Source organism: Enterobacter cloacae complex sp. P40C2, from assembly GCF_014930695.1.
Lineage (GTDB): Bacteria > Pseudomonadota > Gammaproteobacteria > Enterobacterales > Enterobacteriaceae > Enterobacter > Enterobacter pasteurii.
The window spans coordinates 47881-73767 of the sequence record NZ_JADBRP010000004.1; the positions used below are offsets into that span (position 1 = coordinate 47881).

Consider the following 25887-nt stretch of genomic DNA (forward strand, 5'->3'; position numbering starts at 1 on the left):
AACTGCGGGCTTGAACACCCATCACGCCAGCCCCTCCCAAAAGGGCGAGGGAGCAAAGATCGCACCTTACGGTCCCCTCTCCCCTTTGGGGAGAGGGTTAGGGTGAGGGGGGAAAAGTGCTTACGCGATGGTGACTTTACTGTCCAGATACACATCCTGAACCGCGTTAATCAGCTTCACGCCGTCGGCCATGGATTTTTTGAACGCCTTACGGCCGAGGATCAGCCCCATGCCGCCCGCGCGTTTGTTAATCACCGCCGTGCGTACCGCGTCGGTCAGGTCGGTTTCGCCGCCTGCCGCACCGCCGGAGTTAATCAGCCCGGCGCGGCCCATATAGCAGTTCGCCAGCTGGTAGCGCACCAGATCGATCGGGTTGTCGCTGGTCAGCTTGCTGTAAACGCGGTCATCGGTGTAGCCGAAGTTCACCGCTTTATAGCCGCCGTTATTCTCGGCCATTTTCTGCTTCACAATGTCCGCGCCGATGGTCGCCGCCAGGTGGTTTGCCTGGCCGGTGAGATCCGCAGACACGTGGTAATCCACGCCGTCTTTCTTAAACGACGCGTTGCGCAGATAGGCCCACAGCACGGTCACCATGCCTAACTCATGCGCACGCTCGAACGCGGCGGAAATCTCTTCTATCTGACGACGCGACTGCTCGGAGCCGAAATAGATGGTCGCCCCCACAGCTACCGCGCCCATGTTGAACGCCTGCTCGACGCTGGCGTACAGCGTCTGGTCGTATTCGGTTGGGTAGCTCAGGGTTTCGTTGTGGTTCAGTTTGACGAGGAACGGAATGCGGTGGGCATAGCGACGCGATACGGAAGCCAGCACGCCATAGGTGGAGGCGACACAGTTACAGCCCGCCTCAATCGCCAGCTCGACGATGTTTTTCGGATCGAAGTAGAGCGGGTTCGCGGCAAACGACGCCCCCGCAGAATGCTCAACGCCCTGGTCAACGGGCAAAATAGAGAGGTAGCCTGTCCCGCCCAGACGGCCGGTATTGTACAGCGTCTGCATGTTTCGCAGGACGGCAGGCGGACGGTTGTTGTCGACCATAACGCGGTCTACGTAGTCATGGCCAGGCAGATAAAGCTGGTCGGCTGGAATGGTCATACAACGATGCTGTAAAAGGCTGTCGGCGTCTTTGCCAAGCAACTGCGCAATATCAGTCATAGTGATGCTCCCGTAAGTCCGACGTGATGTCGGCACGTGTGATCCAAACCTGCGTTTTTTGCAGGCAGACTAAGCCTGGTACCGACTTACTCTATTTTCCACCATTTGCAACTTTTTTAAGCACAATCTGCTGGCTCGTTTCGTGTACAACATTTTTGTTACACTGATCATACAATCGCCTTAAAGGTATTTAAAAGGTATTATCACATGGTATGTTACTCGCGTACCTCTGACATGCAGGATTAAAAAATGAAAACGAAAGTCCAACTGTCATTCATGATGTTCGTTGAATGGTTTATCTGGGGCGCCTGGTTTGTGCCGCTGTGGCTATGGCTGAGTAAAAGCGGGTTTACCGCAGGGGAAATCGGCTGGTCCTATGCCTGTACCGCCATTGCCGCGATCCTCTCTCCTATCCTGGTCGGCTCGCTGACGGACCGCTTCTTCGCCGCCCAGAAGGTGCTGGCGGTGCTGATGTTCGCCGGCGCCATTTTGATGTACTTCGCCGCACAGCAAACCCAGTTCAGCACCTTCTTCCCGCTGCTGCTGGCCTACTCTCTGACCTACATGCCCACCATCGCCCTGACCAACAGTATCGCCTTTGCGAACGTCGATGACGTGGAGGCCGACTTCCCGCGCATTCGCGTAATGGGAACCATTGGCTGGATTGCTTCCGGCCTGGCGTGCGGTTTCCTGCCGCAGATGATGGGCTATAGCGATATCTCTGACACCAATATTCCCCTGCTGATGACCGCAGCCAGCTCTCTCCTGCTCGGCGTCTTCGCGCTGTTCCTGCCGAATACCCCGCCGAAGAGTACCGGCAAGCTGGACTTCAGGGTGATGCTGGGGCTGGATGCGCTGATCCTGCTGCGCGACAGAAACTTCCTGGTGTTCTTCTTCTGCTCGTTCCTGTTCGCCATGCCGCTGGCCTTCTACTACATCTTTGCCAACGGCTATCTCACCGAAGTGGGGATGAAAAACGCCACCGGCTGGATGACGCTCGGCCAGTTCTCTGAAATCTTCTTCATGCTCGCGCTGCCGTTCTTTACCAAACGCTTTGGTATTAAGAAGGTCCTGCTGCTGGGCCTGATCACCGCCGCCATTCGCTACGGCTTCTTTGTCTACGGCGGCGCGGAGCAGTACTTCACTTACGCCCTGCTGTTCCTCGGCATCCTGCTGCACGGCGTGAGCTATGACTTCTATTACGTTACCGCGTACATCTACGTGGATAAAAAAGCGCCCGTGCATATGCGCAACGCGGCGCAGGGCCTGATCACGCTGTGCTGTCAGGGCTTTGGTAGCCTGCTGGGTTATCGCCTGGGCGGCGTGATGATGGAAAAAATGTTCGCTTACAAAGAGCCGGTGAATGGGCTGACCTTCAACTGGGCCGGAATGTGGACATTTGGCGCAATCATGATTGTGGTGATTGCCGTGCTGTTTATGCTGTTTTTCCGCGAATCGGATAAAGAGATCACCGCAATTGAGGTGGTTGATGGCGATACCGCGCTAACACGAGGGGAAGTTAAATGAAACAAGACCGTATTCTCGGTGCCCTTTATGGGCAGGCGTTAGGGGATGCGATGGGGATGCCGTCGGAGCTGTGGCCGCGTAAGCGGGTGAAAGCGCACTTCGGCTGGATCGACCGTTTCTTACCCGGCCCGGCTGAGAATAATGCCGCCTGCTACTTTAAGCAGGCGGAATTTACGGATGACACGTCGATGGCGCTGTGCCTGGCCGATGCGATTATCGAATGCGACGGAGAAATCGATCCGGACGTTATCGGTAAACATATTCTGCGCTGGGCGCTGGACTTCGACGCGTTTAATAAAAATGTGCTCGGCCCGACGTCCAAAATTGCCCTGAACGCCATCCGTGACGGCAGGCCGGTGAGCGAGCTGGAAAACAACGGCGTCACCAACGGGGCGGCGATGCGCGCCTCCCCGCTGGGCTGCCTGCTGCCGGCCACGCGCCTGGCGCACTTTGTGGAACAGGTTGCGATGGCCTCCAGCCCGACGCATAAATCGGATCTCGCCATCGCCGGGGCTGTGGTCATCGCCTGGGCGGTGTCGCGCGCCATCGACGGCGAAAGCTGGCAGAACATCGCCGATGCCCTGCCGGGTATCGCCCGCGCGGCCCAGGAGGCGAACACCACCACCTTCAGCGCGTCGCTCTCGGCACGCATTGAGCTGGCCCTGAAAACCGTGCGTGAAGCCAACGGTACGGAATCGGCCAGCGAGCAGATCTATCAGCTTATTGGCGCGGGAACGAGTACCGTTGAGTCCGTTCCGGCAGCCATTGCGATGGTCGAACTGGCGGGAACCGACCCGAACCGCTGCGCGTTTTTGTGCGCCAACCTGGGCGGCGATACGGACACCATAGGTGCGATGGCAACGGCAATCTGCGGCGCGCTGCACGGCGTACAGGCGATCGATCCCGCGCTTAAGCACGAGCTTGATGCGGTGAACCGGCTTGATTTCGGCCATTACTGCGACAAGCTGCTGCACTTCCGGGAGCAAAGGGAGGGGGTATGAGCGCTTTTGCCCACCGTCTTGAAACCCTTCATGCCACACGACCGGTCACGGTGCTTGGTGCGGCTGTCATCGACGTGATTGCCGACGCGTACGCCCTGCCCTGGCGCGGGTGTGATATCGAACTGAAGCAGCAGGGGGTGAATATTGGCGGCTGCGCGCTAAATATTGCCATCGCCCTGAAGCGGCTCGGCATTGCCGCGCAAAATGCACTCCCCGTCGGCCACGGCGTGTGGGCAGATATTATCCGTAACGCCATGGCAAAGCAGGATCTGCACAGTGCGGTAGAAGCGGAAACGGGCGATAACGGCTGGTGTCTGGCGCTGGTGGAGCCCGACGGTGAACGCACCTTTATGTCGTTCAGCGGCGTGGAGAACCAGTGGCAGCAGGGCTGGCTGGACGGGTTAAGCGTACCAGAGAAAAGCCTGGTCTATCTGTCCGGCTACCAGCTGGCTTCACCCAGCGGCGAACTGCTGACGGCCTGGCTGGAAAGCCTTCAGGATGTGACCGCCTTTATCGATTTCGGTCCGCGCATTGCGGATATTCCCGACCCGCTGATGGCGCGGATCATGGCCCGTAAACCGATCGTATCGCTCAATCGCCAGGAGGCGGAACTCGCCGCCGAATGGCTTGGCGTGAATGCAGAAAACCTCGGCGCGCAGTGGCAACACCGGTTCGGCGCTGCGCTGATCGTGCGCCACGACAAAGACGGGGCGGTCTGGTATGACGGTGATGCTTCAGGGCACGTTCCGGCTTTTCCCGCAACCGTCGTTGATACCATCGGCGCGGGTGACAGCCATGCGGGTGGCCTGCTTGCCGGGCTTGCCGCAGGCTGGTCACTGCCGGAGGCGGTGCGGCTTGGCAACGCCGTCGCCGCCTGGGTGGTCAGCCATCGCGGTGGAGACTGTGCCCCCACGCGCGAGGCATTACTCCTCGCACACAAAAACGTATAGATCGCTGCGGCAGTAGCTGATGCTGTACTCAATTGGCCGGTGCTGTTGATCGAGCGCGACTTGCCTGATAACCAGCACCGGTATTTTATCGTCCATCTTAATATGCGCCTGAAATTCGCTGTCCGGCATACAGGCGCTGACGCGTGAACGGGTGCGCTGCGGAAAGATATTCTGGCTGCGGAAGTAATCATACAGCGAGACGCCAATGTCGTCCGGATTGGGAATTAACCCTACCGGTACCCAGGACTCCTCTATCGATACCGCATCGTCGTCCACGTAGCGGATGCGCTTAAGCAAAAACACCTCGCTCTCTGGCTCCAGAGAAAGCTGGCGGGCAATCTCTTCCGGGCACTTCACGACGCTTCTGTTGACCCACAGCGTGTTGGGCGTTTTCCCGCGCAGCACCACCTGCTGGGAAAAACCCCGCGCCTCTTTGAGGGAATATTCAAAGATATTGTTGATCTGTGTGCCGTAGCCGCGGGCGCGGGTGACGACGCCAGCCTCCTCCAGCGCCTGCATTGCTTTACGCACCGTAATACGCGATACCCCGGCGAGCTGGCTCAGATCCCGCTCGCCGGGCAAAATATTCCCGTGTGCCAGCACCCCGCTGCGCACCGCGTTTTTCACCGTTTCGGCAAATTTCAGGTACAACGGCATGTTGTCTGGCGCGGCAATGCGTTCCCTGAGTTGGGCAATTAACCGGGTATGCGCTTGTTCCATCTCTGTTTTTCTCTGGCATAAGGTTTCCTGCCAGTATACGGCTTACCACCATGCATGGAAATGGTGAACCGGACCAATACCGTGACCCACTTCCAGAGAATCCGCTTTTGCCAGCGCGCCGGAGAGCCATACCTTGGCTTCCTGCACCGCACCCGCCCAGTCAGCGTGGCGCGGACGCAGCGCCGCCAGCGCCGCGGAGAGCGTACAGCCCGTTCCGTGGGTGTTTTTGGTCTGTACCCGCGGTGCGGTGAAGCGCTGCGCGCCGTCGCGGGTGAAGAGCCAGTCCGGGCTTTCTGCGTCATCAAGATGGCCGCCCTTCATCAGCACCGCGCTACACCCCATCGCCAGCAGCGCATTCCCCTGCTCTTTCATTTCGCGCTCGTTCCGGGCGTGTGGCGCATCCAGCAGCGCGGCGGCTTCAGGCAGGTTGGGCGTGATCAGGGCCACCTGCGGCAGCAGCTTTTTACGCAGCGTTTCGACAGCGGAGGCCGGGAGCAGCGGATCGCCGCTTTTTGCCAGCATCACGGTATCGAGCACCACGTTTTGTATCTGATAATGCCTGAGCCGTTCGGCGACCGCTTCAACGATATCGGCTTCTGCCAGCATGCCGATCTTGGTGGTATCGATGCGTACATCGCTGAATACCGAATCCAGCTGCGCGGCAACAAAATCTGACTCAATGCGATAAACCGACTGTACGCCTCGCGTGTTTTGCGCCACCAGCGCGGTGATGACAGAGCAACCGTACGCGCCAAGGGCAGAGAAGGTTTTCAGGTCGGCCTGGATCCCTGCCCCGCCGCTTGGATCGGTACCCGCAATGGTGAGAGCATTAATGCGTTTCATACCTGCTCCTCCAGCGCGTAGAGCGCGTCCAGAAAAGCAGCGGCAAAGCTGCCGGGGCCGCGGGTCTGGGATACGGCAATCGACCCCGCGCGCTTCATCCACCCGCAGGCCGCCGTCACGTTGTCGAGCCTGTCGCCCGGCAGCGAGCAGCTGGCGGCGACGACCGCAGAGAGCGCGCAGCCCGTTCCCACCACGCGGGTCATCAGCGGATCGCCCCCCGTAACCGTGCGGGTTCGCTGGCCGTCGGTGATGTGATCCATCTCTCCCGTCACCACCACTATGGCGCTGGTCTGGCGGGCCAGCGCCTGCGCAGCGGGCAACGCGCTCGCCGCGGTATCGGTGGTGTCCACGCCGCGTCCACCCGCGCTCATGCCGGTGAGGGCAAGTATTTCCGAGGCGTTACCGCGAATAGCCGCGGGTTTGAGAGAGAGCATCTGGTGACAAAAGCGGGTACGGAACGTCAGGGCGCCTACCGCGACCGGATCCAGAGTCCAGGGTTTGCCTGCGGCCACCGCACTCTCTATGGCCCGGCGCATCGACTGGGCGCGCGGGGCGGTAAGCGTGCCAACGTTGATTAACAGCGCGTCGGCAAGCGCGGCAAACTGTTCGGCTTCTTCGGCTTCTATCACCATCGCCGGCGATGCGCCAAGCGCCAGCAGAACGTTGGCGGTGAACGTCTGCACGACGTCGTTAGTCATACAGTGTGTAAGCGGGGAACGGGTTCGGAACTGATGTAAAACAGGTAGATCGAGCAGGTTAGTCTGCATGGTTTCGCTCCTGCCGTACGTGAAGAAGCGATGACCGGGAAGGCATCTGACTTCCCTACGCTGGCATTATCCAGATCAGGTAATACGGGTATTTCTCAGCCTTCACAAAGAAGGGCACCCCGAGTCAAATTACTTATAAAAGAATCAGTTATGCATTAAAAACTAATGCTTTTTTAGTGTAACCGGGAGCGTAGTTCTGGCGCAAGGGTTTTCGATTTATTATTACCCACTCCTTCGAGAAAGAAAACCTGAACAAAACGATACCGTAAAACATGATAATAAATCTCACTTTAGCAAAGTTAGTTAATCTAAGCTTTTATTAATTTTTTGCCTTTAAGCCGTGCTCTTTAATGTTTACTTTCAGCTTGCGAATTTTTAATTTTCATTCGAAATAGTATTTATAAAAAGACTAAAAACACCCCATCCAACTGCATCGCAATAAGTGTAAAAGGTGATCTACATCAACACTTACAAGACTAAACTATTTATAGTTTAGCTCCGTTATCACTTATTTAATCTTTAATTTTAAATTCTTCTAGCGCGAGTCTTTTTAAATGAAATCTCTGTATAAATCAGCGATTGCTATTGCTGTTTTTGGTGCTCTTTTCGTTAATACTGTTAATGCTGGTGATGTTTACATTCAAGATGTTAGCGGCTTAGGTACACAAGGCGTTTTCATTCACCTGCAAGGGCAAGATGAAAGCGTTAAAAGCTACGATCTGGATCAGATTGATGCTAACACCGCTGCTATCAACGTTAATACAAACACTATTAATACTGTTCAGGGAGTTACCACTGATAACGCAGATAAAATCTCTGCTTTACGTGGCGATCTCACTGCTGAGGCCAATGAACGTATTAGTAACAATGCAGCACAAGATAAAATCATCAATGCTAATACTACTGCTATTGATGGTGTAAATGCTGATTTGCAAACATCTAAACAAGCGCTTTCTGATAAAGCACAGGTTGCCCAAGATACAGCTAATAATGCTCTTACCGCTGCTGATAGCGTAGGAAAAAAACTCACCACTGTAAGTAATGCTATTCAGGGTGAGATTACCCAGGAAGCAGACACCCGTTTAGTTGCCGATCGCCAACTCAACGATCGGATCAACACTGAAAAACAAGCAAGAATTGATTCTGACAAACTGATTTCGGCTACTAACGATAATCAGGATGTTGTTCTTGATAATCATGAAACTCGTATTCAAAAGCTTGAAAGTCAGCCTGTTCCTAAAGATGGTGTTGATGGTAAAGACGGCGCTAAGGGCGACAAAGGCGATACAGGAGCAACCGGAGCGAAAGGCGACAAAGGCGAAACCGGCGCACAGGGCCTCGCGGGAATAAACGGTCGTGACGGCGTAAATGGCCATAACGGCAAAGATGGCGTGACAACCACCGTTACGCAAAAACAAGTCGACACGGCAACCCAGGCTAAGGTCGCTAAAAATAGCCTGGCGGTTAACGCAGCAACGCAGGAGCTGCAAGCGACGAGGCAGACCTTGCAGGCAATGAATAACGCCACCAGCCAGCAATTTAAATCCCTGCTTGAAGAAGTGGACAATAATAAGAAACAGGCAAATGCCGGTATTTCGGGCGCGATGGCGATGGCGGGTTTACCACAGGTGCAAACTAACCAGCGCATGATGTTTTCAGCAGGCGGTGCGACCTACAACGGCGAAAGCGCCCTTGCCGTCGGCGCGTCGGTAAACTTTTCTTCCCATGTCATCGCTAAGGTAAGTTTCTCTGACGATACCGCAAATAACATGGGCGCATCGGTTGGGATAGGTTTGGGCTTTTAAAAAAGCCGTCCTTTAATTAGGCCTTATTTGATAGCAACGCGTATGTATAAATATATTTTTATTTCCGCAGCCCTGTACCTGATGCTGATTTCCGTTGGGATCTGGATCGGCATAATGTACGTCTCATATTATTTATGTCGTTATTAAGGCGATAAATGAAAAAGTTAATGATAATAATCATGCTTGTGGGATATGTCTCGCCCGAGCAACCCAAATGCAGCCCGAGCGGCAGACGCTGGCCAAAAACACCATCACCACAGCTAAGGTTTATTTTATGAAAACGAAATTAACGTCGCTCGTATTACTGTTCTATGTTGCCGTAATGCCCGCGCACGCCATTAGCGCACATTATCGTGCCCAGCTGGAACGTTCGGGATGCACGCAAATTAGCGCTACCGACGGTTCTTGCGATATCAGCAAAACGAAAGCGGAAAATGCTGTACAAGGCGATCGAACGACAGCGGTTCACGATCCCCTGCGGGAAGCCTCATTAACCTCAAACACGGTTAGCGCCATGGTTTCAAACGGCTTTTTTAACGCTACGGTTAACGGTAAAAAAGCCAGCGTAAAACGCCTGAATGCGCATTTCTACGAGATTCATGGCGATGGTGTTGTGATATCGCTTAGCCTTGATGAAAACGGTATTACGGACGCGTCGTGGAATAAAACGAAGGGACGCGATCGCGGTATTTTGCAGGTCACGCAGAAATAAAGCGCGTAAGGAGGCGGTCAGCCTCCTTTTAGTCCGTCAATCGCACGATTTGTCACACTCTTTTCTCTGATTTTACAATGCTGACAAACCACACGTAACTCATTGTTTTTATTTGTCATAAACCGCAATTTTCCGCCTGTAAACGTGGATATTGCCCCCCCTGTGCTCTGTGTCACAAAACAGTAAACAAATTAACCATTGAGCCCGGTGACAAAAGGCTCTATATTGGCGGCGTTTTTTTCAGGCCCCATCTGTTTTTTAACTTTTTATTCAATCGTTGCTCATAACGAAGCGGCGGTTGTAGGAGTGATATGATGACGGATAAAGTCCGTATTGACACCGTAGATGCCCACAAAAGCAACGAAACCTATCTGGCCCGTCAGGCCGAGTTTGAATCTAACGTCAGGAGTTATCCTCGCAAGCTGCCTTTAGCCATCACTAAAGCAGAAGGCGTGTGGATCACCGATGCAGATAATAAAGAGTACCTTGACTGTTTAGCAGGCGCAGGCACCCTTGCGCTTGGTCACAATCATCCTGATGTGCTGAAAAGCATCCAAAATGTCATTACCAGCGGCTTGCCGTTACATACCCTGGATCTGACCACGCCTCTTAAAGACGCGTTCTCAGAATACCTGCTCTCTCTGCTGCCTGGTCAGGGCAAAGAGTACTGCCTGCAATTCACCGGCCCATCCGGTGCTGACGCTGTAGAAGCGGCGCTGAAGCTGGCTAAAAAAGTGACCGGTCGTAGCGGTATCATCAGCTTCTCTGGTGGTTACCACGGTATGACCCACGGCGCACTGTCCGTTACCGGCAACCTGTCTCCGAAAGAAGCGGTAGACGGCATGATGCCTGAAGTTCAGTTCATGCCTTACCCGCACGAGTACCGCTGCCCGCTGGGTATCGGTGGTGAAGCGGGCGTGAAAGCGCTGACCTACTACTTCGACAACCTGATTAACGACGTTGAAAGCGGCGTGCGTAAACCTGCGGCCGTGATCCTTGAAGCCGTTCAGGGTGAAGGCGGCGTAAACCCGGCTCCGGCCGAGTGGCTGCAACGCATCCGTAAAGTGACTCAGGAACACGGCATTCTGCTGATCCTCGACGAAGTTCAGGCTGGCTTTGCCCGTACCGGTAAATTCTTCGCCTTCGAACACGCGGGCATCGAGCCAGACATCATCGTGATGTCTAAAGCCGTTGGCGGCGGTCTGCCGCTGGCCGTGCTTGGTATCAAAAAGCAGTTCGATGCATGGGCGCCAGGCCACCACACCGGCACCTTCCGCGGAAACCAGCTGGCAATGGCAACCGGTCTGACCACGCTGAAAATCCTGAAAGACCAGAACATCGCTGGCAAAGTGGCTGCACAGGGCGAATGGCTGAAGGGCCAGCTGAAAGAGATGGCGAAACGTTATCCGGTAATCGGCCACGTTCGCGGTCTGGGCATGATGATCGGTATCGAGATCGTTAAGCCGCATGAAGCCGCTGACCACATGGGCTGCTTCCCGGGCGACGGCGAACTGTCTGCGCTGATCCAGAAGAAGTGCTTCGAAGCCGGTCTGATTCTGGAGCGCGGCGGTCGTAACGGTATCGTTCTGCGTCTGCTGCCTTCCCTGCTGATCAGTGATGATGAGCTGAAGGTGTTCCTGGATAAATTTGAGCAGGCGCTGCTTGCTGCGGGCGTTCGCCCGGCGTAACCGGAGTGGTTGATTACGATGTCTGATTCAAACCCAATTTTGTTCTCCTCTGCGCAGAGCATTGAAGCTTACCAGCAGGCGATTGAACAAAGCACTCAGGCTGTGATGCAGTGGCTGAAGCAGCCTGAGATGTACCAGGGCAAAACGGTCGCGGAGCTGCGCGACCGTATTAAGCTGGATTTCAACCCGAAAGGGCTGGGCAACGAAGCGGCGATTGAACGCGCCGTCGAGTTTTTCCTGAAAGACAGCTTGTCCGTTCATCACCCGCAGTGCGTGGCGCACCTGCACTGCCCGAGCCTGGTGGTAAGCCAGGCAGCGGAAGTGCTGATTAACGCCACCAACCAGAGTATGGACTCCTGGGATCAAAGCCCGTCCGCAACCATCATTGAAATCAAGCTGATTGAATGGCTGCGTACCCGCGTGGGTTATCAGGCTGGCGACGCAGGTGTCTTCACCAGCGGCGGTACCCAGAGCAACCTGATGGGCCTGATGCTGGCGCGTGATGCGTTCTTCGCGCGTCAGGGCCACTCTGTCCAGCAGGATGGTCTGACCGGCGATCTGCGTAAGATCCGCGTGCTGTGCTCCGAAAACGCGCATTTCTCCGTGCAGAAAAACATGGCGCTGATGGGTCTGGGCTATCAGTCCGTGGTGCAGGTGAAAACTGACGAATTTTCCCGAATGGATCTCAACGATCTGGCGGCGAAAATTGAGCAGTGCAACGCGAACGGTGAACAGATCCTGGCTATCGTGGCCACTGCCGGCACAACCGACGCGGGCGCTATCGATCCGCTACGTGCCATTGCCGAGCTGGCTGCGAAACAGAATATCTGGGTACACGTTGATGCGGCCTGGGGCGGCGCGCTGCTGATGTCCGAGCAGTATCGTCACTACCTGGACGGCATCGAGCTGGTGGATTCCGTGACGCTGGACTTCCACAAGCAGTTCTTCCAGACCATCAGCTGCGGTGCCTTCCTGCTGAAAGAAGCACGTCACTATGAGCTGATGCGCTATCAGGCAGCTTACCTGAACTCTGAGTTTGATGAAGAAGCGGGCGTGCCTAACCTGGTGTCCAAATCTCTGCAAACCACGCGCCGTTTCGACGCGCTGAAGCTGTGGATGAGCCTGGAAGCGCTGGGTCAGGAACAGTATGCGTCGATCATCGATCACGGCGTGACGCTGGCGCAGCAGGTTGCGGCCTACGTGAAAGAGCAGCCTGCTCTGGAACTGGTTATGCAGCCACAGCTGGCAAGCGTTCTGTTCCGCTTCCGTCCGCAGGCGCAGATGGATGACGCCGGTATTGCCCTGCTGAACCAGAAGATTGGCGATGCGCTGCTGGAGTCAGGCCGCGCAAACGTCGGTGTTACCGAACATAACGGTATCACCTGCCTGAAGCTGACCCTGCTGAACCCAACCGTGACGCTGGAGGACATTAAAGTCCTGCTGTCTCTGGTTGAGCGTACCGCTCAGGAAGTTCTGGCGAAATAACCCAAACCCCTCTCCCGCCGGGAGAGGGTATTTCCCCTGTCCAGCTCCTCAGCGTGTTCTCAAGGTTTCAACCATCAGCGTAAAGCAGGATTCAATCATCGTCGGCAACGCCTGCGGGGCACGCATCAGCGCCACCGTGCGCGCCAGGGCCGGTTGCTGTAGGTGAACCACCTTAAGCTGCGGGTCCTGCAGGTGGGTGGTGTAAAGCTGAGGCAATATCCCCACGGCAAGCTTCGAGCGCACCAGTCCGTATAATGTCTCGATATAGTCCACCTGATAACGGGTCTGCAGGGACAGACGGTGGCTTTCGGCAAGCGCATTGACCAGCCGCTGAATATTGCCTTTTGAGAAAACGGCAATATCCCGGCCCACCAGCTGTTTCCAGGGAACATGTGCCGACGCGGCGAGCGGATCGTCGCAGTGCAGCACGGCCACAAACGGATCCTCCTGCAACGGGAACACGTCCAGCTGTTCGGGTACCGAGTTGTCCAGCGCCCCGATGCCAAAATCAATCTGCCCTTTCAGCAGTTGCGCCACCAGCGCATCGTTAGTCTGGTCGTGAAACTCCACCCGCAAGCGCGGAAAGGCCTGCCCCAGCGTCTGCGGCAGCAGCGGAAACAGCAGCGAACTGACTGAAGGTACCAGACCGATCCGCACCGTACCGTCGCCGCCGGCCTGCACAATCTGCTGCATATCATCAAACGCCAGCTGCGCCACGCTGAGCACCCGCTGGGCATGTGGCAGAATGGCGTGCCCCAGCTCGGTCAGCGTGACCGCCGACGCGGTACGGTTGACCAGTTTACCGCCGAGCACGGTTTCGATTTGCCGCAGGGCGCTGCTGAGCGCCGGCTGGCTGATGGCCAGTTTACTGGCGGTATCCGTAAAATGACGCAGCTGCGCCAGAGTGACAAAATACTGTAGCTGCCGAAGGGAGAGCGCAGGCAAGCGCTGCCAGGGTTCCGTCATCATTATCCGTTACACGCGTCACAGAATAACCCGGGGTTATCGGGCGATAAATTTTATCAGCTGGGCAAACGTTTGCCGGGTGCATAGAGTAACGTCAATATTTCAATGCTGGAACTGTTAATTGCATGACTGCCGAAACCCGACGCCGCGCCGTGAAGGCTGCACGAGGCGAAACGCCGTTTGACCTGTTGCTTACGCATACCCGAGTTGTTGATATGGCAACCGGTGAGATCCGCGACGCGGATGTGGGCATCGTCGGCTCGCTTATCGCCAGCGTCCATCCGCGCGGTAACCGCAACGATGCGCATGAGACGCATGACCTGAACAACCAGTTTCTCTCTCCGGGGCTAATGGACACGCATGTTCACCTTGAAAGCTCGCATCTGCTGCCCGCCCGCTACGCAGAGATCGTACTGGCGCAGGGCACCACCGCGGTGTTCTGGGATCCGCACGAGCTGGCAAACGTTCTGGGGATTGAGGGCGTCCGCTTTGCCATTGAGGCGAGCCGCAACCTGCCACTGCAGGTAATGGTCGCGGCGCCATCGAGCGTCCCTTCCACACCGGGGCTGGAGATGTCCGGCGCAGACTTTGCGGGCGAAGAGATGAATACCCTGCTTGGCTGGCCCGAAGTGCGCGGCGTGGCGGAAGTGATGGACATGCACGGAGTGCTGAATGGCAGTCAGCGTATGCTGGAGATCGTGCAGGCCGGGCTGGAAAGTGGGAAGCTGATTGAAGGTCACGCGCGTGGTCTGAGCGGCGCGGATTTACAGGCGTATCTGGCGGCGGGCGTCACCTCCGATCATGAACTCACCTCCGCCGACGATGCGCTGGAAAAATTACGCGCCGGGCTGACGCTGGAGATCCGCGGCTCGCATCCTTATCTGCTGCCTGATATCGTCAGCGCGCTGAAAACGCTGCCGCATCTGTCGTCACAAATCACGGTCTGCACTGACGATGTCCCACCAGACATCTTGATGGAAAAAGGCGGCATCATCGCCCTGCTCAACCTGCTGATTGAACATGGCCTTCCGGCGACGGACGCGCTGCGGTTTGCTACCCTGAACGCCTCCCTGCGCCTGCAGCGTAACGATCTCGGGCTGATTGCCGCGGGTCGTCGTGCGGATCTGGTGGTGTTCGATTCACTGGATAAACTGACGGCTCGTCGGGTGTACGTCGCCGGAAAATGCATTGCCCGTGACGGAGCGATGATCGAGCCGATTGTTGATACGCCCCTGACGCTGCCCCGGGATACCGTGCGCCTGTCGTCGCTGACCGCCAGTGATTTTTACATGCGCATCGACAACGCAAACCACGGTGTGGCGCGCCTGCGTCATATCAGCGGCGCACGTTTTACCCGCTGGGGAGAAACCGACGTCCGGGTACGTGACGGACGCGTTGAGATACCGGCTGGTTTTAGCCTGATTTGGGTTCAGCACCGCCACGCACGCCATGCGGCGGTACCGCAAATCGCCCTGCTGGAAGGTTGGGGAGAGCTGCGGGGGGCCATTGCCACCAGCTACTCCCATGACTCACACAACCTGGTGGTACTGGGACGCGATCCTGATGACATGGCACTGGCCGCCAACACGCTGATCCAAAGCGGTGGCGGGATGGCGCTGGTACAGAACGGGGACGTGATCGCCCATGTGGCGATGCCCATTGCGGGGATGTTGTCAGAGCTCGCCCCTGCGGAACTGGCGCGCCAGTTCCGTGAGCTGCGCGAACGCAGCAGCCAGATTGCCGACTGGGAGCCGCCATACAGAGTATTTAAAGCCATTGAAGGGACGTGCCTTGCCTGCAACGCCGGGCCGCATTTAACCGATCTTGGACTGACCGATGGCAGCACGCGCCAGATTGTCGATCCGCTGATTTCTTACCGGGAAACCCCGGACACCACACAATAATACAGAAGGAGAGCCGGATAATGGCCGACAATACCGTTAATTCGCCAGCACCAGGGAACTGGCTTGAACGTCGTTTTGAACTGTATACGCGCGGCAGTACCGTGCGCACAGAGTGTCTGGCCGGTCTCACCGGTTTTCTCGCAGCCGCCTATTTGCTGGTGGTCATCCCGGGGCTTCTCGCCGTAGGCGGGATGGACAAAGGCGCGGCGACCACCGGCACCATTTTGGTGTTTGTGGCCGGTACGCTGCTGATGGCGTTTTACGCCAACCTGCCGTTTATTGTCGGGCCCGGCATTGGTGGCTCGGTGCTGGTCGGGGTAACGCTGGCGGGCAGTGAAGGCATCGGCTGGCAAATTGGTCTGGGCATTGCCTGCTGGTCGGGTATTTTGTTCTTCCTGCTCACCCGTTTTGGCCTGCGAGAGGTTGTGACCCGCTCCGTACCGCAGTCCATCAAACTGGGACTGACGGCTTCTATCGGTCTTTTTGTCGCCGTACTGGGCTTTCGCAATGCCGGCCTGGTGCTGGCTAACGCAAAAACGAACGCGCTGATGCTGGGTGATTTTCTCTCCCCAGGCGCGCTGGTGGCGCTCAGCGGCCTGTTCCTCGCCATTGCCCTGCAGGCGCGTCGCATTCCGGGCGCCATTTTGTGGGCCATTTTATTTGCTACCCTCGTAGGCATTCCGATGGGGGTGACCCGCCTTCCTGCCAGCTTTATTGACATGCCTCACTCACTGACGCCGGTACTGGGCCATATCGACATGCTGGGCGCGCTGAATATTGCCTTCCTGCCGTTCCTGTTTGTCTTTTTCGCATCGGAGTTTTTCTCCACCATGGGCACCACGCTGGCGGTGGGAGGTGAAGCCGGGTTGCTGGATGAAGAGGGCAATATGGCAAACATCAATCGCCCGTTTATGGTGGACTCGATTGCCGCCGCGATTGGCCCCTGGGTGGGTATTCCTGCCGCCACGGCGCTGATTGAATCCTCAGCGGCCGCAGAAGCGGGGGGTAAAACCGGCATGACGGCGCTGGCCGCTGCGATCATGTTCCTACTGATGCTGCTGTTTACGCCCGTTGCGCTCATGATCCCCAAAGAAGCCACGGCGCCTGCCCTAATCCTGATAGGCCTGAATATGTTCAGCGGCCTGCGTAAGGTGGATCTGGCAAACTTCACCGACGGGCTGCCGGTGCTGATGATGGTGATGATTACGCTGATTGCCAACAGCTTCGGGACAGGGATTGCGGGAGGGCTGCTGTTTTACATCGTCATCAAAGCGATTGCAGGAAAATGGCGAGAAATCCCCGTTGGTCTGTGGATCCTCGCCATTCCGCTGGTGTATTACTTTGCCACGCTGGTGAAGCACTAATCCTTGCGCGGTTGCCGTGTCGGGCTATGGCCATACTCGTAATGGCCATAGCCTGCACGGTAATACAGCGCTGCCGATTTCACTACATCGTTCAGCACGGTGCCGTTGATATGCGCCCCCGTTTGCTGCAAACGCTTAATGCTGTTCTCCATCTCTTTCAGGCTGGTTTTACCATAGCGGGCCACCAGCAGCGAGGTGGCGGCCACCGGGGCAGCCACTGAGGCGTCGGTGACGGCCAGCACCGGTGGGGTATCGAGGATCACAAGGTCATAATGCTCATCTGCCCAGATCATTAACGCCCTGAAGCGTTCGCTCATCAGCAGTTCAGAGGGGCGTAACGGAACCGGCCCGCAGGTCAGGACATCAATGTTGCCTTTCTCATAGCGCTGAATCACCGCCTGGAAATGACATTTTCCGTCAAGCACGTCGGAAAGCCCGGTATGATTTTTCAGGTCAAAGATGTTGTGTACATATCCCTCGCGCATATCCGCATCAATGAATAACACCCTGAGCCCGGCCTGCGCTTCAATCACGGCCAGCGAAGTGCTGACAAGGGTTTTACCGCAGTCCTGCGTTGGGCCAGAAATCATCACGATCCGGTTAGCGGCATCCTGCAAAGTGAAATGCAGGCTGGTGCGCAGCCCCCGCACGGCCTCGACAAAAGCATCCGCAGGCCGATCAACCGGCAGGAAAGGGACATCGACAATCTTGTGTCTCCAGCGTGAGCCAAATACGCGTTTTTTACGCAGGTTGGTTTTTTTCCACAGCCACAGGGAACGGGGCAAGGTAGCCATCACCTGTACGCCAAGACCTTCCAGCTGCTCGGAGGTATTGATGCCGCGTCTGAGTGCCATGCGGACCAGAACCAGCCCCATTGAGCATATCAGCCCCAACAGGATGCCTAAGACGATAATCACCAGCTTTCGCGGTTTGATGGGATCGGGTTGCGTCACCGCGCTGTCGATAATTCGCACGTTACCAATGGCGCTGGAGCGCGAAATGTTCAGCTCCTGCTGACGGGTGAGTAGCTGCAAATAGATGGTGCGGCCTGACTCCACATCCCGACTGAGGCGCAAAATATCCTGCTGGGTCGATGGCATGGCGGCGACACGCTGATTAAGGCGGACCTTCTCCTGCTCAAGCGTCTGACGCTTTTCACGCAAGGCGCGGTAGTTCGGGTGCTCTTTCTTGAACAGCTGAGAAATCTCCGCCTCACGAAACGTCAGCTCGTTGAGCTGGTTTTCGATATTCACAATCTGCTCAAGAACCGATTTCGCTTCCAGGGAGAGATCCACCGAGTCACGCTGTTTGCGATACTGATTAAGCCGCTCTTCAGCCAGATCCAGTTCGCTTCTGATTTTAGGCAATTGCTGCTGCAAAAATGCAAGACTGCGTGCATCCTGTGCTTCCTGGCGCGCAATGTTTTGCTGCAGATAGTTGTTGGCAATCCGGTCAAGCACATGCGCAATGCGCTCAGGATCGTTTCCGGTCAGCGTGAGCATCAGTACCCCACTCTGCTTTGCCGATTCAACGACGCTAAATTGGGTGCTGAGCGTATTAATAGCTTCCAGACGGGTGCTGTTTTGCACCGTGAATTGCGTGCCCGTTGGCGCATTCATTTTCACCACTAGCAGCGAAACGCCGGCTTTTTCCAGCGGTTTCCCTTCCCTGCCCTCGGCATAAAAGTTATCGCCCTCCAGCCGGTATGCCCCTTTTTCTAGCACAGTGAGCACAAGGGTGCGAGGTTTTCCTTCGACAGGGGGAAATTGCAGCCAGTCAAGGGCAACCGTCGCTGGTTTACGGCCCTGCAACCGTGCCCACAGACGACCCACTACCGGGAACGTACGCTGCGTCACGTGCTGTGTTAGGCCTAATTCATCGACGGTTGCGCCCAGAATCATGCGCGATTTAAGCAGAAGAATTTCAGGTTCGACATCGGGAGACATCTCACTCCCAAACTGCCTTAAATTTTTGAGCAGGCTGTTATCCTGCTTTCCTTCTACCTGGATTAAAGCATCTGCGCGATAAACGGGCGTGGCCAGAAAGGCATACAGCCCCGCCAACAGGGTGAACAGGAAAGTTATCGATAAAATGACTGCACGGTGATCGATCACCTCGCCGAGTAGGCTAATGAGATCGATTTCATGATTCTCCGGTGCTGCCGCACCGTAACTGTCTGTTGTGTAAGACGACATTAACGCTTCATTCCTTGTTGACTCAAACGATGAGCCCATTCCTGACTGGCTTTGCCCAGCAGACCGAAAACATAATCGAATGCTTCACGACTTTTACAATAGGGATCGGGGATGTCCTGCGGCCCCAACCATTGCCCAAAAAGCAGCGATTTGCCGCGAATTTCCGGGGCCATGTCAGAGATAAAGCGAAGATGAGCAGGTTCCATCACCAGAATCAGATCCGATTCCCGCATGATCTGCGGGGTCAGTTTGCGCGCGCGATGTCCCTCAAGTGAGATCCCATGTCGCCTTGCCACGTCCTGAGCGCTGACATCCGCCGGACTGCCCTCCAGCCCATAGATACCTGCCGAGGTTATCCGTTTTCCCGGTAGCAACTGACGCAACAGCCGCTCGCCAATCGGCGAGCGACAAATATTGCCGGTGCAGACCACTAAGATGGAATCAAACATTATTGCGGCCACGATCTGATGTAACGCACCGTCTCGGTAATGTCATGCACGCCGCTGATGGTTGGCACAAGCTGCGTAATCACGCGATTCCAGCGTGACAGCGGCGCGGTGGTCACATAGACAATGTCGTAGGGCTCAAGCTGAAACTCGGTGCCTAACACCATGGCTGAAGCGTCTTTGGCATCCAGCTGATAGACCGTGGCGAGTTTGTCGGCGCGATCCTTTTTCGGCACCGAACGTATGACGAAAATGCCGGTGGCATCCGCCATATTCTGGTTCAGGCCGCCCGCGTTACCCAGCGCTTCGGCGAGGGTCATGCCGCTGCGATCCATTTTCAGCGTACTTTGTTTAATAACCTCCCCCATGACGAACACCTTCAGCGCGTCGTTACGGGGAACAAACAGAATATCGCCCGGGTAGAGCAGCTTATTTTGGGTGAGATCGCCGCACTGCATCAGCGCATACAGAGAGAGGCGCGTATCCTTGCCGTTATGGGTGAGCACCACGTTACGCCAGTCCGCGTCAGCAGAAAGGCCCCCGGCAGCGTTGACGGCATCCATGACCGTCAGCGGAATATTCGTGATAGCCTGCTGGCCCGACTTCATCACTTCACCCGTGACGTAGGCTTTTTGCGAGCGGAAGGAGGCGATGCTGACGTCCACCTGCGGGCTTTGAATGACGTTGTCCAGCCGGGCGGTGATCTCTTCACGTACCTGAGAGACCGTTTTGCCTGCCACATGCAGTTTGCCAACGTACGGATAGAAAAGCGTGCCGTCAGCGTTGACCCAGTTACCGGTGTCGCTTGCGCTACGATACTGGCCCGCCGGGGTAGTCAGCTCAGGGTGATCCCAGACGGTAACGGTTAAAATATCGCCGGTTCCGATACGGTATTCCCAGTTTTTGACTTCGTTATCCAGATTAGGATTTGCCTGAGATTTTGAGACCGGAGGCCGCAGTTTTTCAATTAGCGAAGGCGTGAGGGGATAAACGTCCACTCGTTTCTCACGCTGATAGTTTGCATCTTCTGTGGCAATGACCTGCTTTCCCCCAGGGTCGAGATGCTGACCGGGAGAAAATACGCAGCCCGCGAGCGGGATAATAGTGAAAAGCAGTATCGAAAATGCCGTTGTATTTTTCATTTATTAAAATTGTTTTATAGTAGTGATTATCATAAGTCTGGTAAAAACCTAAAACTTCCTTTAAGAACAAGCTCCTGTTAGTCAACGCATTAACGAAGCAGCCAGTATCAATTAAAAAGCTGGCCACCAGCCCTGCATTAAGCCTTTGTCAGCCGGATAATTACTGAATCTTGATCGCGGAGGTTTAGTTTCGGACAATCTTAAATGTTCTATTCGTTGAATGCATGCCTGTATCCTTGTAAATTGGCTCTGAAAATGTCTTTTCAGAATTAATTAATAAAACAATAATTATTATATCTATTAAACCTGGCATTAATTCATAGCCAAAATACTTTATGGCCGTTTTGACTACACAAATCCCTTCACTTTTGTTACATTTTTTTCAAACTCATCCTGATGATGATACTTAAAATGAACTGCCTGCCCTCCGTTTCCGGATCTGCACGCAAAAGTATCAGTAACGATATGACTGGAGAAAAAATGGCTAAGCGTAAACTGCTGCTTCTGGGCGTTTTACTGTCACTGGCGGGAGTAGCGAACTCTGCGCCGCAAGCGTCGACGTCCCCTTCGGGCATCAAAGCTTATGAAGAACAAGAGTTCATTGCCGATTTTACAAAGTTCAAAATTGGCGACACGGCGCCTGCGCAGTATCAGACGCCCGAGTACACCATCAAACAGTATCAGCTGCGCAACCTTCCTGCGCCGGATGCCGGCACGCACTGGACCTACATGGGCGAGAATTACGTTCTGATCGGTGATGCCGATGGCAAAATCTACAAAGCCTATAACGGAGATATCTTCTATCACCGCTGATACGATGCTGATCCGGCCCTGGCAGGAGGACGACAGGCCGTTCCTGCGCACGCTCTACCTGCATGCGCGACGCGAGGCCTGGCCGTGGCTGGACAGCGCGGAATGGCAGCTTGAGGACTTCGACGCCGCAACGCGCGACGAGCAGATCTGGGTTGCGATTCACGACGGCCACCGCGTGGGTTTTGCCTCCGTCCATGAAAACGATAACTTTCTGCACAACCTGTTTGTCGATCCGCAGCATCAGGGCATGGGGGTTGGACGCCTGTTGCTTGAACAGGTACAGAAATCGTTTACCAGCACCGGCGCCCTGAAGTGCCTGGTGAAGAATGAACGGGCGGTTGCCTTTTACCAGCGCCACGGCTGGCACATTGAAGCATCAGGGGATTCACCGGAAGGCGAGTATTACCTGATGCACTATCGGCTGGGCTAGCGTCAGGTGGCGGTTACGCTTAACTGACGTAAAAACTCAACAGGCCGGGTAAGGCGAAGCCGCCCCCCGGCACTAACGCGCAGAGACGCTACACCGCGCGGAACGCGATTTCACCTGGAATAACCTCGCCCTGCCAGTACAGCTGCGCCGCAACGCGCCCTGCCAGCTGACGATAGATCTCCGCAAATTCGCTGTCCGGACGGCTGACGACCGTCGGTTTCCCGCTATCGAGATCTTCACGCAGCGTGATGTGCAGCGGCATCTGCCCAAGCAGCTGAGTGTGATACTGCGCCGCCAGCTTCTCCGCACCACCGGTACCAAAGATTGGCTCATGGTGGCCGCAGTTGCTGCAAATGTGCATGCTCATATTCTCGACGATGCCCAGCACCGGCACCTCTACCTTCTCGAACATCACGATGCCTTTTTTGGCGTCGATCAGCGCGATATCCTGCGGGGTGGTTACCACAACGGCCCCGGTTACCGGAATGTTCTGCGCCAGCGTCAGCTGAATATCACCGGTACCCGGCGGCATATCCAGCACCAGATAATCCAGATCCGGCCACATGGTCTCCTGCAACATTTGCAGCAGCGCTTTGCTGGCCATCGGGCCACGCCAGACCATTGCGTTATCGTCCGTCACCAGGTAACCAATTGAGTTGGTCGCCAGGCCGTGCGCCATAATCGGCGCCATGTGGGTCCCGTCTGGGGAAGTCGGACGCTGGTTTTCCGCGCCGAGCATGTTCGGAATGGAGGGGCCGTAGATATCCGCATCCAGAATGCCGACTTTCGCCCCTTCAGCCGCCAGCGCGAGGGCCAGGTTAACGGCGGTAGACGATTTACCCACCCCGCCCTTGCCTGAGCTGACGGCGATGATGTTCTTCACGCCGTTAACGCCCGGCTGATTTTTCACGCGCTTGAGCGTGGCGATGCTGTGGCTCAGCTTCCAGTCAATCGCTTTTGCCCCGGTAATACGCAGCAGCTCGGAGCTGGTCTGCTCTTTCAGCGCGTCAAAGGCGCTGGTCCAGACGAACGGCATTTGCAGTTCAATGTGCAGCGTATCGTCCAGCCACGCGACATGGTGCAGCGCTTTTAGCGTGGTGAGATTGTGCTTCAGGGTTGGGTGCTGAAAATTAGCCAGCGTTCCGGCGACCATTGCTCGTAAGGCTTCCGGTGATTTGGCCTGGGACTGAGAACTCATCCCGACTCCTTTGTTCTTGTGAATAAGACCTTAGACAAACAAGTTTACCTGAAAGGGCGCGGTTTGTGCTTACTTAATAATGCCCCTTTTGGTAATATCGAAAACCCTTTTCACAGTTAAAAGAAGTAATGCCCACTATGACTCAAGTCGCGAAAAAAATTCTGGTAACGTGCGCCCTGCCGTACGCCAACGGCTCAATCCACCTCGGCCACATGCTGGAGCATATCCAGGCTGATGTCTGGGTCCGTTACCAGCGAATGCGCGGCCACGAGGTTAACTTCATCTGCGCGGACGATGCCCACGGTACGCCGATCATGCTGAAAGCACAGCAGCTGGGTATCTCCCCGGAACAGATGATTGCCGAAATGAGTCAGGAGCATCAGACCGATTTTGCTGGCTTTGACATCAGCTACGACAACTATCACTCCACGCACAGCGACGAAAACCGCGAGCTGTCGGAGCTGATCTACACCCGTCTGAAAGAGAACGGTTTTATTAAAAACCGCACCATTTCTCAGCTGTACGATCCGGAAAAAGGCATGTTCCTGCCGGACCGTTTCGTGAAAGGCACCTGTCCGAAATGTAAATCTCCGGACCAGTACGGCGATAACTGCGAAGTCTGCGGCGCAACCTACAGCCCGACCGAGCTTATCGAGCCGAAATCCGTCGTCTCTGGCGCGACGCCTGTCATGCGTGATTCCGAGCACTTCTTCTTCGACCTGCCGTCGTTCAGCGAAATGCTTCAGGCGTGGACGCGCAGCGGCGCCCTGCAGGAGCAGGTGGCGAACAAAATGCAGGAGTGGTTCGAATCCGGTCTGCAGCAGTGGGATATCTCCCGCGATGCGCCCTACTTCGGCTTCGAAATCCCGAACGCGCCGGGCAAATATTTCTACGTCTGGCTGGATGCGCCAATTGGCTACATGGGCTCCTTCAAGAACCTGTGCGACAAGCGCGACGACAGCGTCAGCTTCGACGAATACTGGAAGAAAGATTCCACCGCCGAGCTGTATCACTTCATCGGTAAAGACATCGTTTACTTCCACAGCCTGTTCTGGCCGGCCATGCTGGAAGGCAGCAACTTCCGCAAGCCAACCAACCTGTTCGTGCACGGCTACGTGACGGTGAACGGCGCGAAGATGTCCAAATCTCGCGGGACGTTCATCAAGGCCAGCACCTGGCTGAACCACTTCGACGCGGACAGCCTGCGCTACTACTACACGGCGAAGCTCTCATCCCGCATCGACGACATCGACCTGAACCTCGAAGATTTCGTGCAGCGCGTGAACGCGGATATCGTCAACAAGGTGGTGAACCTGGCCTCCCGTAACGCGGGCTTTATCGCCAAGCGTTTTGACGGCGTGATGGCGGCTGAACTGGCTGACCCTGCGCTGTACAAAACCTTCACCGACGCCGCCGGGTCCATTGGCGAAGCCTGGGAAGCGCGCGAGTTCGGTAAGGCGGTGCGTGAAATTATGGCCCTGGCCGACCTGGCTAACCGCTATGTCGACGAGCAGGCGCCGTGGGTAGTGGCAAAACAGGAAGGCCGCGATGCCGATCTGCAGGCCATCTGCTCCATGGGCATTAACCTGTTCCGCGTGCTGATGACGTACCTGAAGCCGGTGCTGCCGCAGCTTGCAGCCCGCGCGGAAGCGTTCCTGAACACCGAACTCACCTGGGATGCAATGGCGCAGCCGCTGCTTGGCCACAAGGTCAACACCTTCAAGGCACTGTATAACCGCATCGAAATGAAGCAGGTTGAAGCGCTGGTGGAAGCCTCTAAAGAAGAGGTGAAAGCGGCTGCCGCCCCGGTGACCGGCCCGCTGGCTGACGATCCGATTCAGGAAACCATCACCTTTGACGATTTCGCGAAGATCGATCTGCGCGTGGCGCTGATTGAAAACGCAGAGTTCGTGGAGGGGTCTGACAAGCTGCTGCGCCTGACGCTGGATCTGGGCGGCGAGAAGCGTAACGTCTTCTCCGGCATCCGCTCAGCCTATCCCGATCCGCAGGTGCTGATTGGCCGCCAGACCGTGATGGTGGCAAACCTGGCGCCGCGCAAAATGCGCTTCGGCATCTCTGAGGGGATGGTGATGGCCGCAGGCCCTGGCGGGAAAGATATTTTCCTGTTAAGCCCTGACGAAGGCGCGAAGCCGGGTCAGCAGGTGAAATAACAAAAAAGCCGGAGATAATCTCCGGCTTTTTTTATGGCATTTTATTTTCTCCCTCTCCCTTAGGGAGAGGGTCGAGGTGAGGGCATCAGGCCGCACCCTACCGCCTTTATGCCTTCGGGTGATGCACCCGGTGGGTCAGCCCGCGCAGGAAATTACGCAGAAACTGGTCGCCGCACTCGCGGTAGTTTTTGTGGTCAGGCGCGCGCATCATGGCGGTGACTTCCGGCACGGATACGCGGTATTTTTGCTCCGTCATAATCGCCACAATATCGTCCGTTTTCAGGGAGAACGCGATGCGCAGCTTTTTCAGCACCGTGTTGTTGTTCACCCGACGCTCCAGCGCCAGCTCGGGCGCAGACTCGTCTTTGCCGCGCCTGTCGTAAATCAGCCCGTTCAGAAAGCCCGACAGGATAATGTCCGGGCAGCGAACGAAACCCTCTTCGTCTTCTTTGGTCATCCAGGTGTCAAACCCGGCGGACGTGGATTCCATGTCGGAAAGCGCAAGAATGCGCACCATATCATTGTTGTTCGCTTTCAGGGTGTAGCGCAGGCTACGAAGAATATCGTTACTTAGCATAGAGCCTTCA

At 55.9% G+C, this 25887-nt stretch carries 22 protein-coding genes and 1 riboswitch; of the genes, 12 read left to right on the plus strand and 10 right to left on the minus strand.

The genetic code is table 11. The features are described 5' to 3' along the window. Positions 1-120: 120 nt before the first annotated feature. The gene (fbaB, locus tag IM304_RS09610; RefSeq protein WP_000129585.1) at positions 121-1173 is read right to left on the minus strand and encodes a class I fructose-bisphosphate aldolase; all 1053 of its coding nucleotides are present in this window, start codon (positions 1171-1173) and stop codon (positions 121-123) included. 249 nt (positions 1174-1422) lie between these two features. Here fbaB and IM304_RS09615 point away from each other — a divergent pair, with 249 nt between their 5' ends. From IM304_RS09615 to IM304_RS09625, 3 genes are read left to right on the plus strand one after another with little or no spacing between them, the layout of a single operon-like run. Next, positions 1423-2700 (plus strand): nucleoside permease, encoded by a 1278-nt coding sequence (locus tag IM304_RS09615; protein WP_193355584.1) that lies wholly within the window; start codon positions 1423-1425, stop codon positions 2698-2700. Then, positions 2697-3701, plus strand: a complete 1005-nt coding sequence (locus tag IM304_RS09620) for an ADP-ribosylglycohydrolase family protein (protein WP_148418265.1) — start codon at positions 2697-2699, stop codon at positions 3699-3701. Before IM304_RS09615 ends, IM304_RS09620 begins: the two co-directional genes overlap by 4 nt. Then, positions 3698-4651: a PfkB family carbohydrate kinase gene (locus IM304_RS09625; protein WP_176609914.1), complete on the plus strand. Its 954-nt coding sequence runs from the start codon at positions 3698-3700 to the stop codon at positions 4649-4651. Before IM304_RS09620 ends, IM304_RS09625 begins: the two co-directional genes overlap by 4 nt. Here the strand turns inward: IM304_RS09625 and IM304_RS09630 are convergent. The 3 genes from IM304_RS09630 to thiM are packed head-to-tail and all read right to left on the minus strand — an operon-like array spanning position 4625 to position 6981. Beyond that, complete coding sequence (locus IM304_RS09630; RefSeq protein ID WP_148418267.1) at positions 4625-5371, minus strand: GntR family transcriptional regulator; 747 nt, start codon at positions 5369-5371, stop codon at positions 4625-4627. The two genes, IM304_RS09625 and IM304_RS09630, sit on opposite strands and share 27 nt — an antisense overlap. A 42-nt stretch (positions 5372-5413) precedes the next feature. Beyond that, the gene (gene thiD, locus IM304_RS09635; RefSeq protein ID WP_193355585.1) at positions 5414-6214 is read right to left on the minus strand and encodes a bifunctional hydroxymethylpyrimidine kinase/phosphomethylpyrimidine kinase; all 801 of its coding nucleotides are present in this window, start codon (positions 6212-6214) and stop codon (positions 5414-5416) included. Beyond that, positions 6211-6981 (minus strand): hydroxyethylthiazole kinase, encoded by a 771-nt coding sequence (gene thiM, locus IM304_RS09640; RefSeq protein WP_193355586.1) that lies wholly within the window; start codon positions 6979-6981, stop codon positions 6211-6213. The genes thiD and thiM overlap by 4 nt, the downstream gene beginning before the upstream one ends. Before the next feature lie 35 nt (positions 6982-7016). Further along, positions 7017-7113, minus strand: a riboswitch (TPP riboswitch). A gap of 422 nt (positions 7114-7535) precedes the next feature. Between thiM and IM304_RS22390 the strand changes: the two genes are divergently transcribed. From IM304_RS22390 to IM304_RS09660, 4 genes are all read left to right on the plus strand, one after another. Next, a complete protein-coding gene (locus tag IM304_RS22390) occupies positions 7536-8786 on the plus strand; it encodes a YadA-like family protein (RefSeq protein ID WP_193355587.1) in 1251 nt (416 codons plus the stop codon). 274 nt (positions 8787-9060) lie between these two features. Beyond that, complete coding sequence (locus IM304_RS09650) at positions 9061-9498, plus strand: hypothetical protein (protein WP_193355588.1); 438 nt, start codon at positions 9061-9063, stop codon at positions 9496-9498. Positions 9499-9809: 311 nt separating this feature from the next. Next, a complete protein-coding gene (locus IM304_RS09655) occupies positions 9810-11186 on the plus strand; it encodes a diaminobutyrate--2-oxoglutarate transaminase (protein ID WP_032623920.1) in 1377 nt (458 codons plus the stop codon). A gap of 18 nt (positions 11187-11204) precedes the next feature. Continuing rightward, positions 11205-12671, plus strand: coding sequence for an aspartate aminotransferase family protein (locus tag IM304_RS09660; RefSeq protein ID WP_193355589.1), 1467 nt, complete (start codon positions 11205-11207; stop codon positions 12669-12671). A 48-nt stretch (positions 12672-12719) separates the two neighbouring features. On the opposite strand, the gene IM304_RS09665 is transcribed toward IM304_RS09660, so the two are convergent. Continuing rightward, positions 12720-13640, minus strand: coding sequence for a LysR family transcriptional regulator (locus tag IM304_RS09665; RefSeq protein WP_193355590.1), 921 nt, complete (start codon positions 13638-13640; stop codon positions 12720-12722). Between the two features lie 122 nt (positions 13641-13762). Here IM304_RS09665 and IM304_RS09670 point away from each other — a divergent pair, with 122 nt between their 5' ends. After that, a complete protein-coding gene (locus IM304_RS09670) occupies positions 13763-15541 on the plus strand; it encodes an adenine deaminase C-terminal domain-containing protein (protein ID WP_193355591.1) in 1779 nt (592 codons plus the stop codon). Positions 15542-15561: 20 nt separating this feature from the next. After that, entirely contained in the window at positions 15562-16905 is a 1344-nt protein-coding gene (locus tag IM304_RS09675; protein ID WP_193355592.1) for an NCS2 family permease, read from the plus strand. Here the strand turns inward: IM304_RS09675 and etk are convergent. From etk to IM304_RS09690, 3 genes are read right to left on the minus strand one after another with little or no spacing between them, the layout of a single operon-like run. Next, entirely contained in the window at positions 16902-19100 is a 2199-nt protein-coding gene (etk, locus tag IM304_RS09680) for a tyrosine-protein kinase (RefSeq protein ID WP_193355593.1), read from the minus strand. The genes IM304_RS09675 and etk overlap by 4 nt on opposite strands. After that, complete coding sequence (locus IM304_RS09685) at positions 19100-19549, minus strand: protein-tyrosine-phosphatase (RefSeq protein WP_013097923.1); 450 nt, start codon at positions 19547-19549, stop codon at positions 19100-19102. Before IM304_RS09685 ends, etk begins: the two co-directional genes overlap by 1 nt. Continuing rightward, positions 19549-20688, minus strand: coding sequence for a polysaccharide export protein (locus IM304_RS09690; RefSeq protein ID WP_193355594.1), 1140 nt, complete (start codon positions 20686-20688; stop codon positions 19549-19551). Before IM304_RS09690 ends, IM304_RS09685 begins: the two co-directional genes overlap by 1 nt. A gap of 480 nt (positions 20689-21168) precedes the next feature. Between IM304_RS09690 and IM304_RS09695 the strand changes: the two genes are divergently transcribed. Together IM304_RS09695 and IM304_RS09700 are read left to right on the plus strand one after the other, a co-directional pair. Beyond that, the gene (locus IM304_RS09695; RefSeq protein WP_176609904.1) at positions 21169-21501 is read left to right on the plus strand and encodes an RcnB family protein; all 333 of its coding nucleotides are present in this window, start codon (positions 21169-21171) and stop codon (positions 21499-21501) included. Continuing rightward, positions 21452-21931, plus strand: coding sequence for a GNAT family N-acetyltransferase (locus IM304_RS09700; protein ID WP_148418278.1), 480 nt, complete (start codon positions 21452-21454; stop codon positions 21929-21931). Before IM304_RS09695 ends, IM304_RS09700 begins: the two co-directional genes overlap by 50 nt. Positions 21932-22019: 88 nt before the next feature. Here IM304_RS09700 and apbC read toward each other — a convergent pair whose 3' ends face one another. After that, positions 22020-23129 carry an iron-sulfur cluster carrier protein ApbC gene (gene apbC, locus IM304_RS09705; RefSeq protein ID WP_148418279.1) on the minus strand — a complete coding sequence of 370 codons (1110 nt, stop codon included), beginning with the start codon at positions 23127-23129 and terminating at the stop codon, positions 22020-22022. Positions 23130-23266: 137 nt separating this feature from the next. On the opposite strand from apbC, the gene metG reads away from it, so the two are divergent. Further along, positions 23267-25300, plus strand: coding sequence for a methionine--tRNA ligase (gene metG, locus IM304_RS09710; RefSeq protein WP_193355595.1), 2034 nt, complete (start codon positions 23267-23269; stop codon positions 25298-25300). 106 nt (positions 25301-25406) lie between these two features. Here metG and IM304_RS09715 read toward each other — a convergent pair whose 3' ends face one another. After that, positions 25407-25877: a DUF1456 family protein gene (locus IM304_RS09715; protein WP_148422763.1), complete on the minus strand. Its 471-nt coding sequence runs from the start codon at positions 25875-25877 to the stop codon at positions 25407-25409. Positions 25878-25887 lie beyond the last annotated feature (10 nt).

Bases quoted from the DNA above. Each gene is read 5' to 3' on its own strand.
- IM304_RS09675 (WP_193355592.1), top strand. From the start codon at position 15,562: ATGGCCGACAATACCGTTAATTCGCCAGCACCAGGGAACTGGCTTGAA.
- fbaB (WP_000129585.1), bottom strand. From the start codon at position 1,173: ATGACTGATATTGCGCAGTTGCTTGGCAAAGACGCCGACAGCCTTTTA.
- IM304_RS09670 (WP_193355591.1), top strand. From the start codon at position 13,763: ATGACTGCCGAAACCCGACGCCGCGCCGTGAAGGCTGCACGAGGCGAA.
- IM304_RS22390 (WP_193355587.1), top strand. From the start codon at position 7,536: ATGAAATCTCTGTATAAATCAGCGATTGCTATTGCTGTTTTTGGTGCT.
- etk (WP_193355593.1), bottom strand. From the start codon at position 19,100: ATGTCGTCTTACACAACAGACAGTTACGGTGCGGCAGCACCGGAGAAT.
- IM304_RS09630 (WP_148418267.1), bottom strand. From the start codon at position 5,371: ATGGAACAAGCGCATACCCGGTTAATTGCCCAACTCAGGGAACGCATT.
- IM304_RS09615 (WP_193355584.1), top strand. From the start codon at position 1,423: ATGAAAACGAAAGTCCAACTGTCATTCATGATGTTCGTTGAATGGTTT.
- IM304_RS09685 (WP_013097923.1), bottom strand. From the start codon at position 19,549: ATGTTTGATTCCATCTTAGTGGTCTGCACCGGCAATATTTGTCGCTCG.
- metG (WP_193355595.1), top strand. From the start codon at position 23,267: ATGACTCAAGTCGCGAAAAAAATTCTGGTAACGTGCGCCCTGCCGTAC.
- IM304_RS09655 (WP_032623920.1), top strand. From the start codon at position 9,810: ATGATGACGGATAAAGTCCGTATTGACACCGTAGATGCCCACAAAAGC.
- IM304_RS09695 (WP_176609904.1), top strand. From the start codon at position 21,169: ATGGCTAAGCGTAAACTGCTGCTTCTGGGCGTTTTACTGTCACTGGCG.
- IM304_RS09690 (WP_193355594.1), bottom strand. From the start codon at position 20,688: ATGAAAAATACAACGGCATTTTCGATACTGCTTTTCACTATTATCCCG.
- IM304_RS09625 (WP_176609914.1), top strand. From the start codon at position 3,698: ATGAGCGCTTTTGCCCACCGTCTTGAAACCCTTCATGCCACACGACCG.
- apbC (WP_148418279.1), bottom strand. From the start codon at position 23,129: ATGAGTTCTCAGTCCCAGGCCAAATCACCGGAAGCCTTACGAGCAATG.
- IM304_RS09660 (WP_193355589.1), top strand. From the start codon at position 11,205: ATGTCTGATTCAAACCCAATTTTGTTCTCCTCTGCGCAGAGCATTGAA.
- IM304_RS09650 (WP_193355588.1), top strand. From the start codon at position 9,061: ATGAAAACGAAATTAACGTCGCTCGTATTACTGTTCTATGTTGCCGTA.
- IM304_RS09620 (WP_148418265.1), top strand. From the start codon at position 2,697: ATGAAACAAGACCGTATTCTCGGTGCCCTTTATGGGCAGGCGTTAGGG.
- thiM (WP_193355586.1), bottom strand. From the start codon at position 6,981: ATGCAGACTAACCTGCTCGATCTACCTGTTTTACATCAGTTCCGAACC.
- IM304_RS09700 (WP_148418278.1), top strand. From the start codon at position 21,452: ATGGCAAAATCTACAAAGCCTATAACGGAGATATCTTCTATCACCGCT.
- thiD (WP_193355585.1), bottom strand. From the start codon at position 6,214: ATGAAACGCATTAATGCTCTCACCATTGCGGGTACCGATCCAAGCGGC.
- IM304_RS09665 (WP_193355590.1), bottom strand. From the start codon at position 13,640: ATGATGACGGAACCCTGGCAGCGCTTGCCTGCGCTCTCCCTTCGGCAG.
- IM304_RS09715 (WP_148422763.1), bottom strand. From the start codon at position 25,877: ATGCTAAGTAACGATATTCTTCGTAGCCTGCGCTACACCCTGAAAGCG.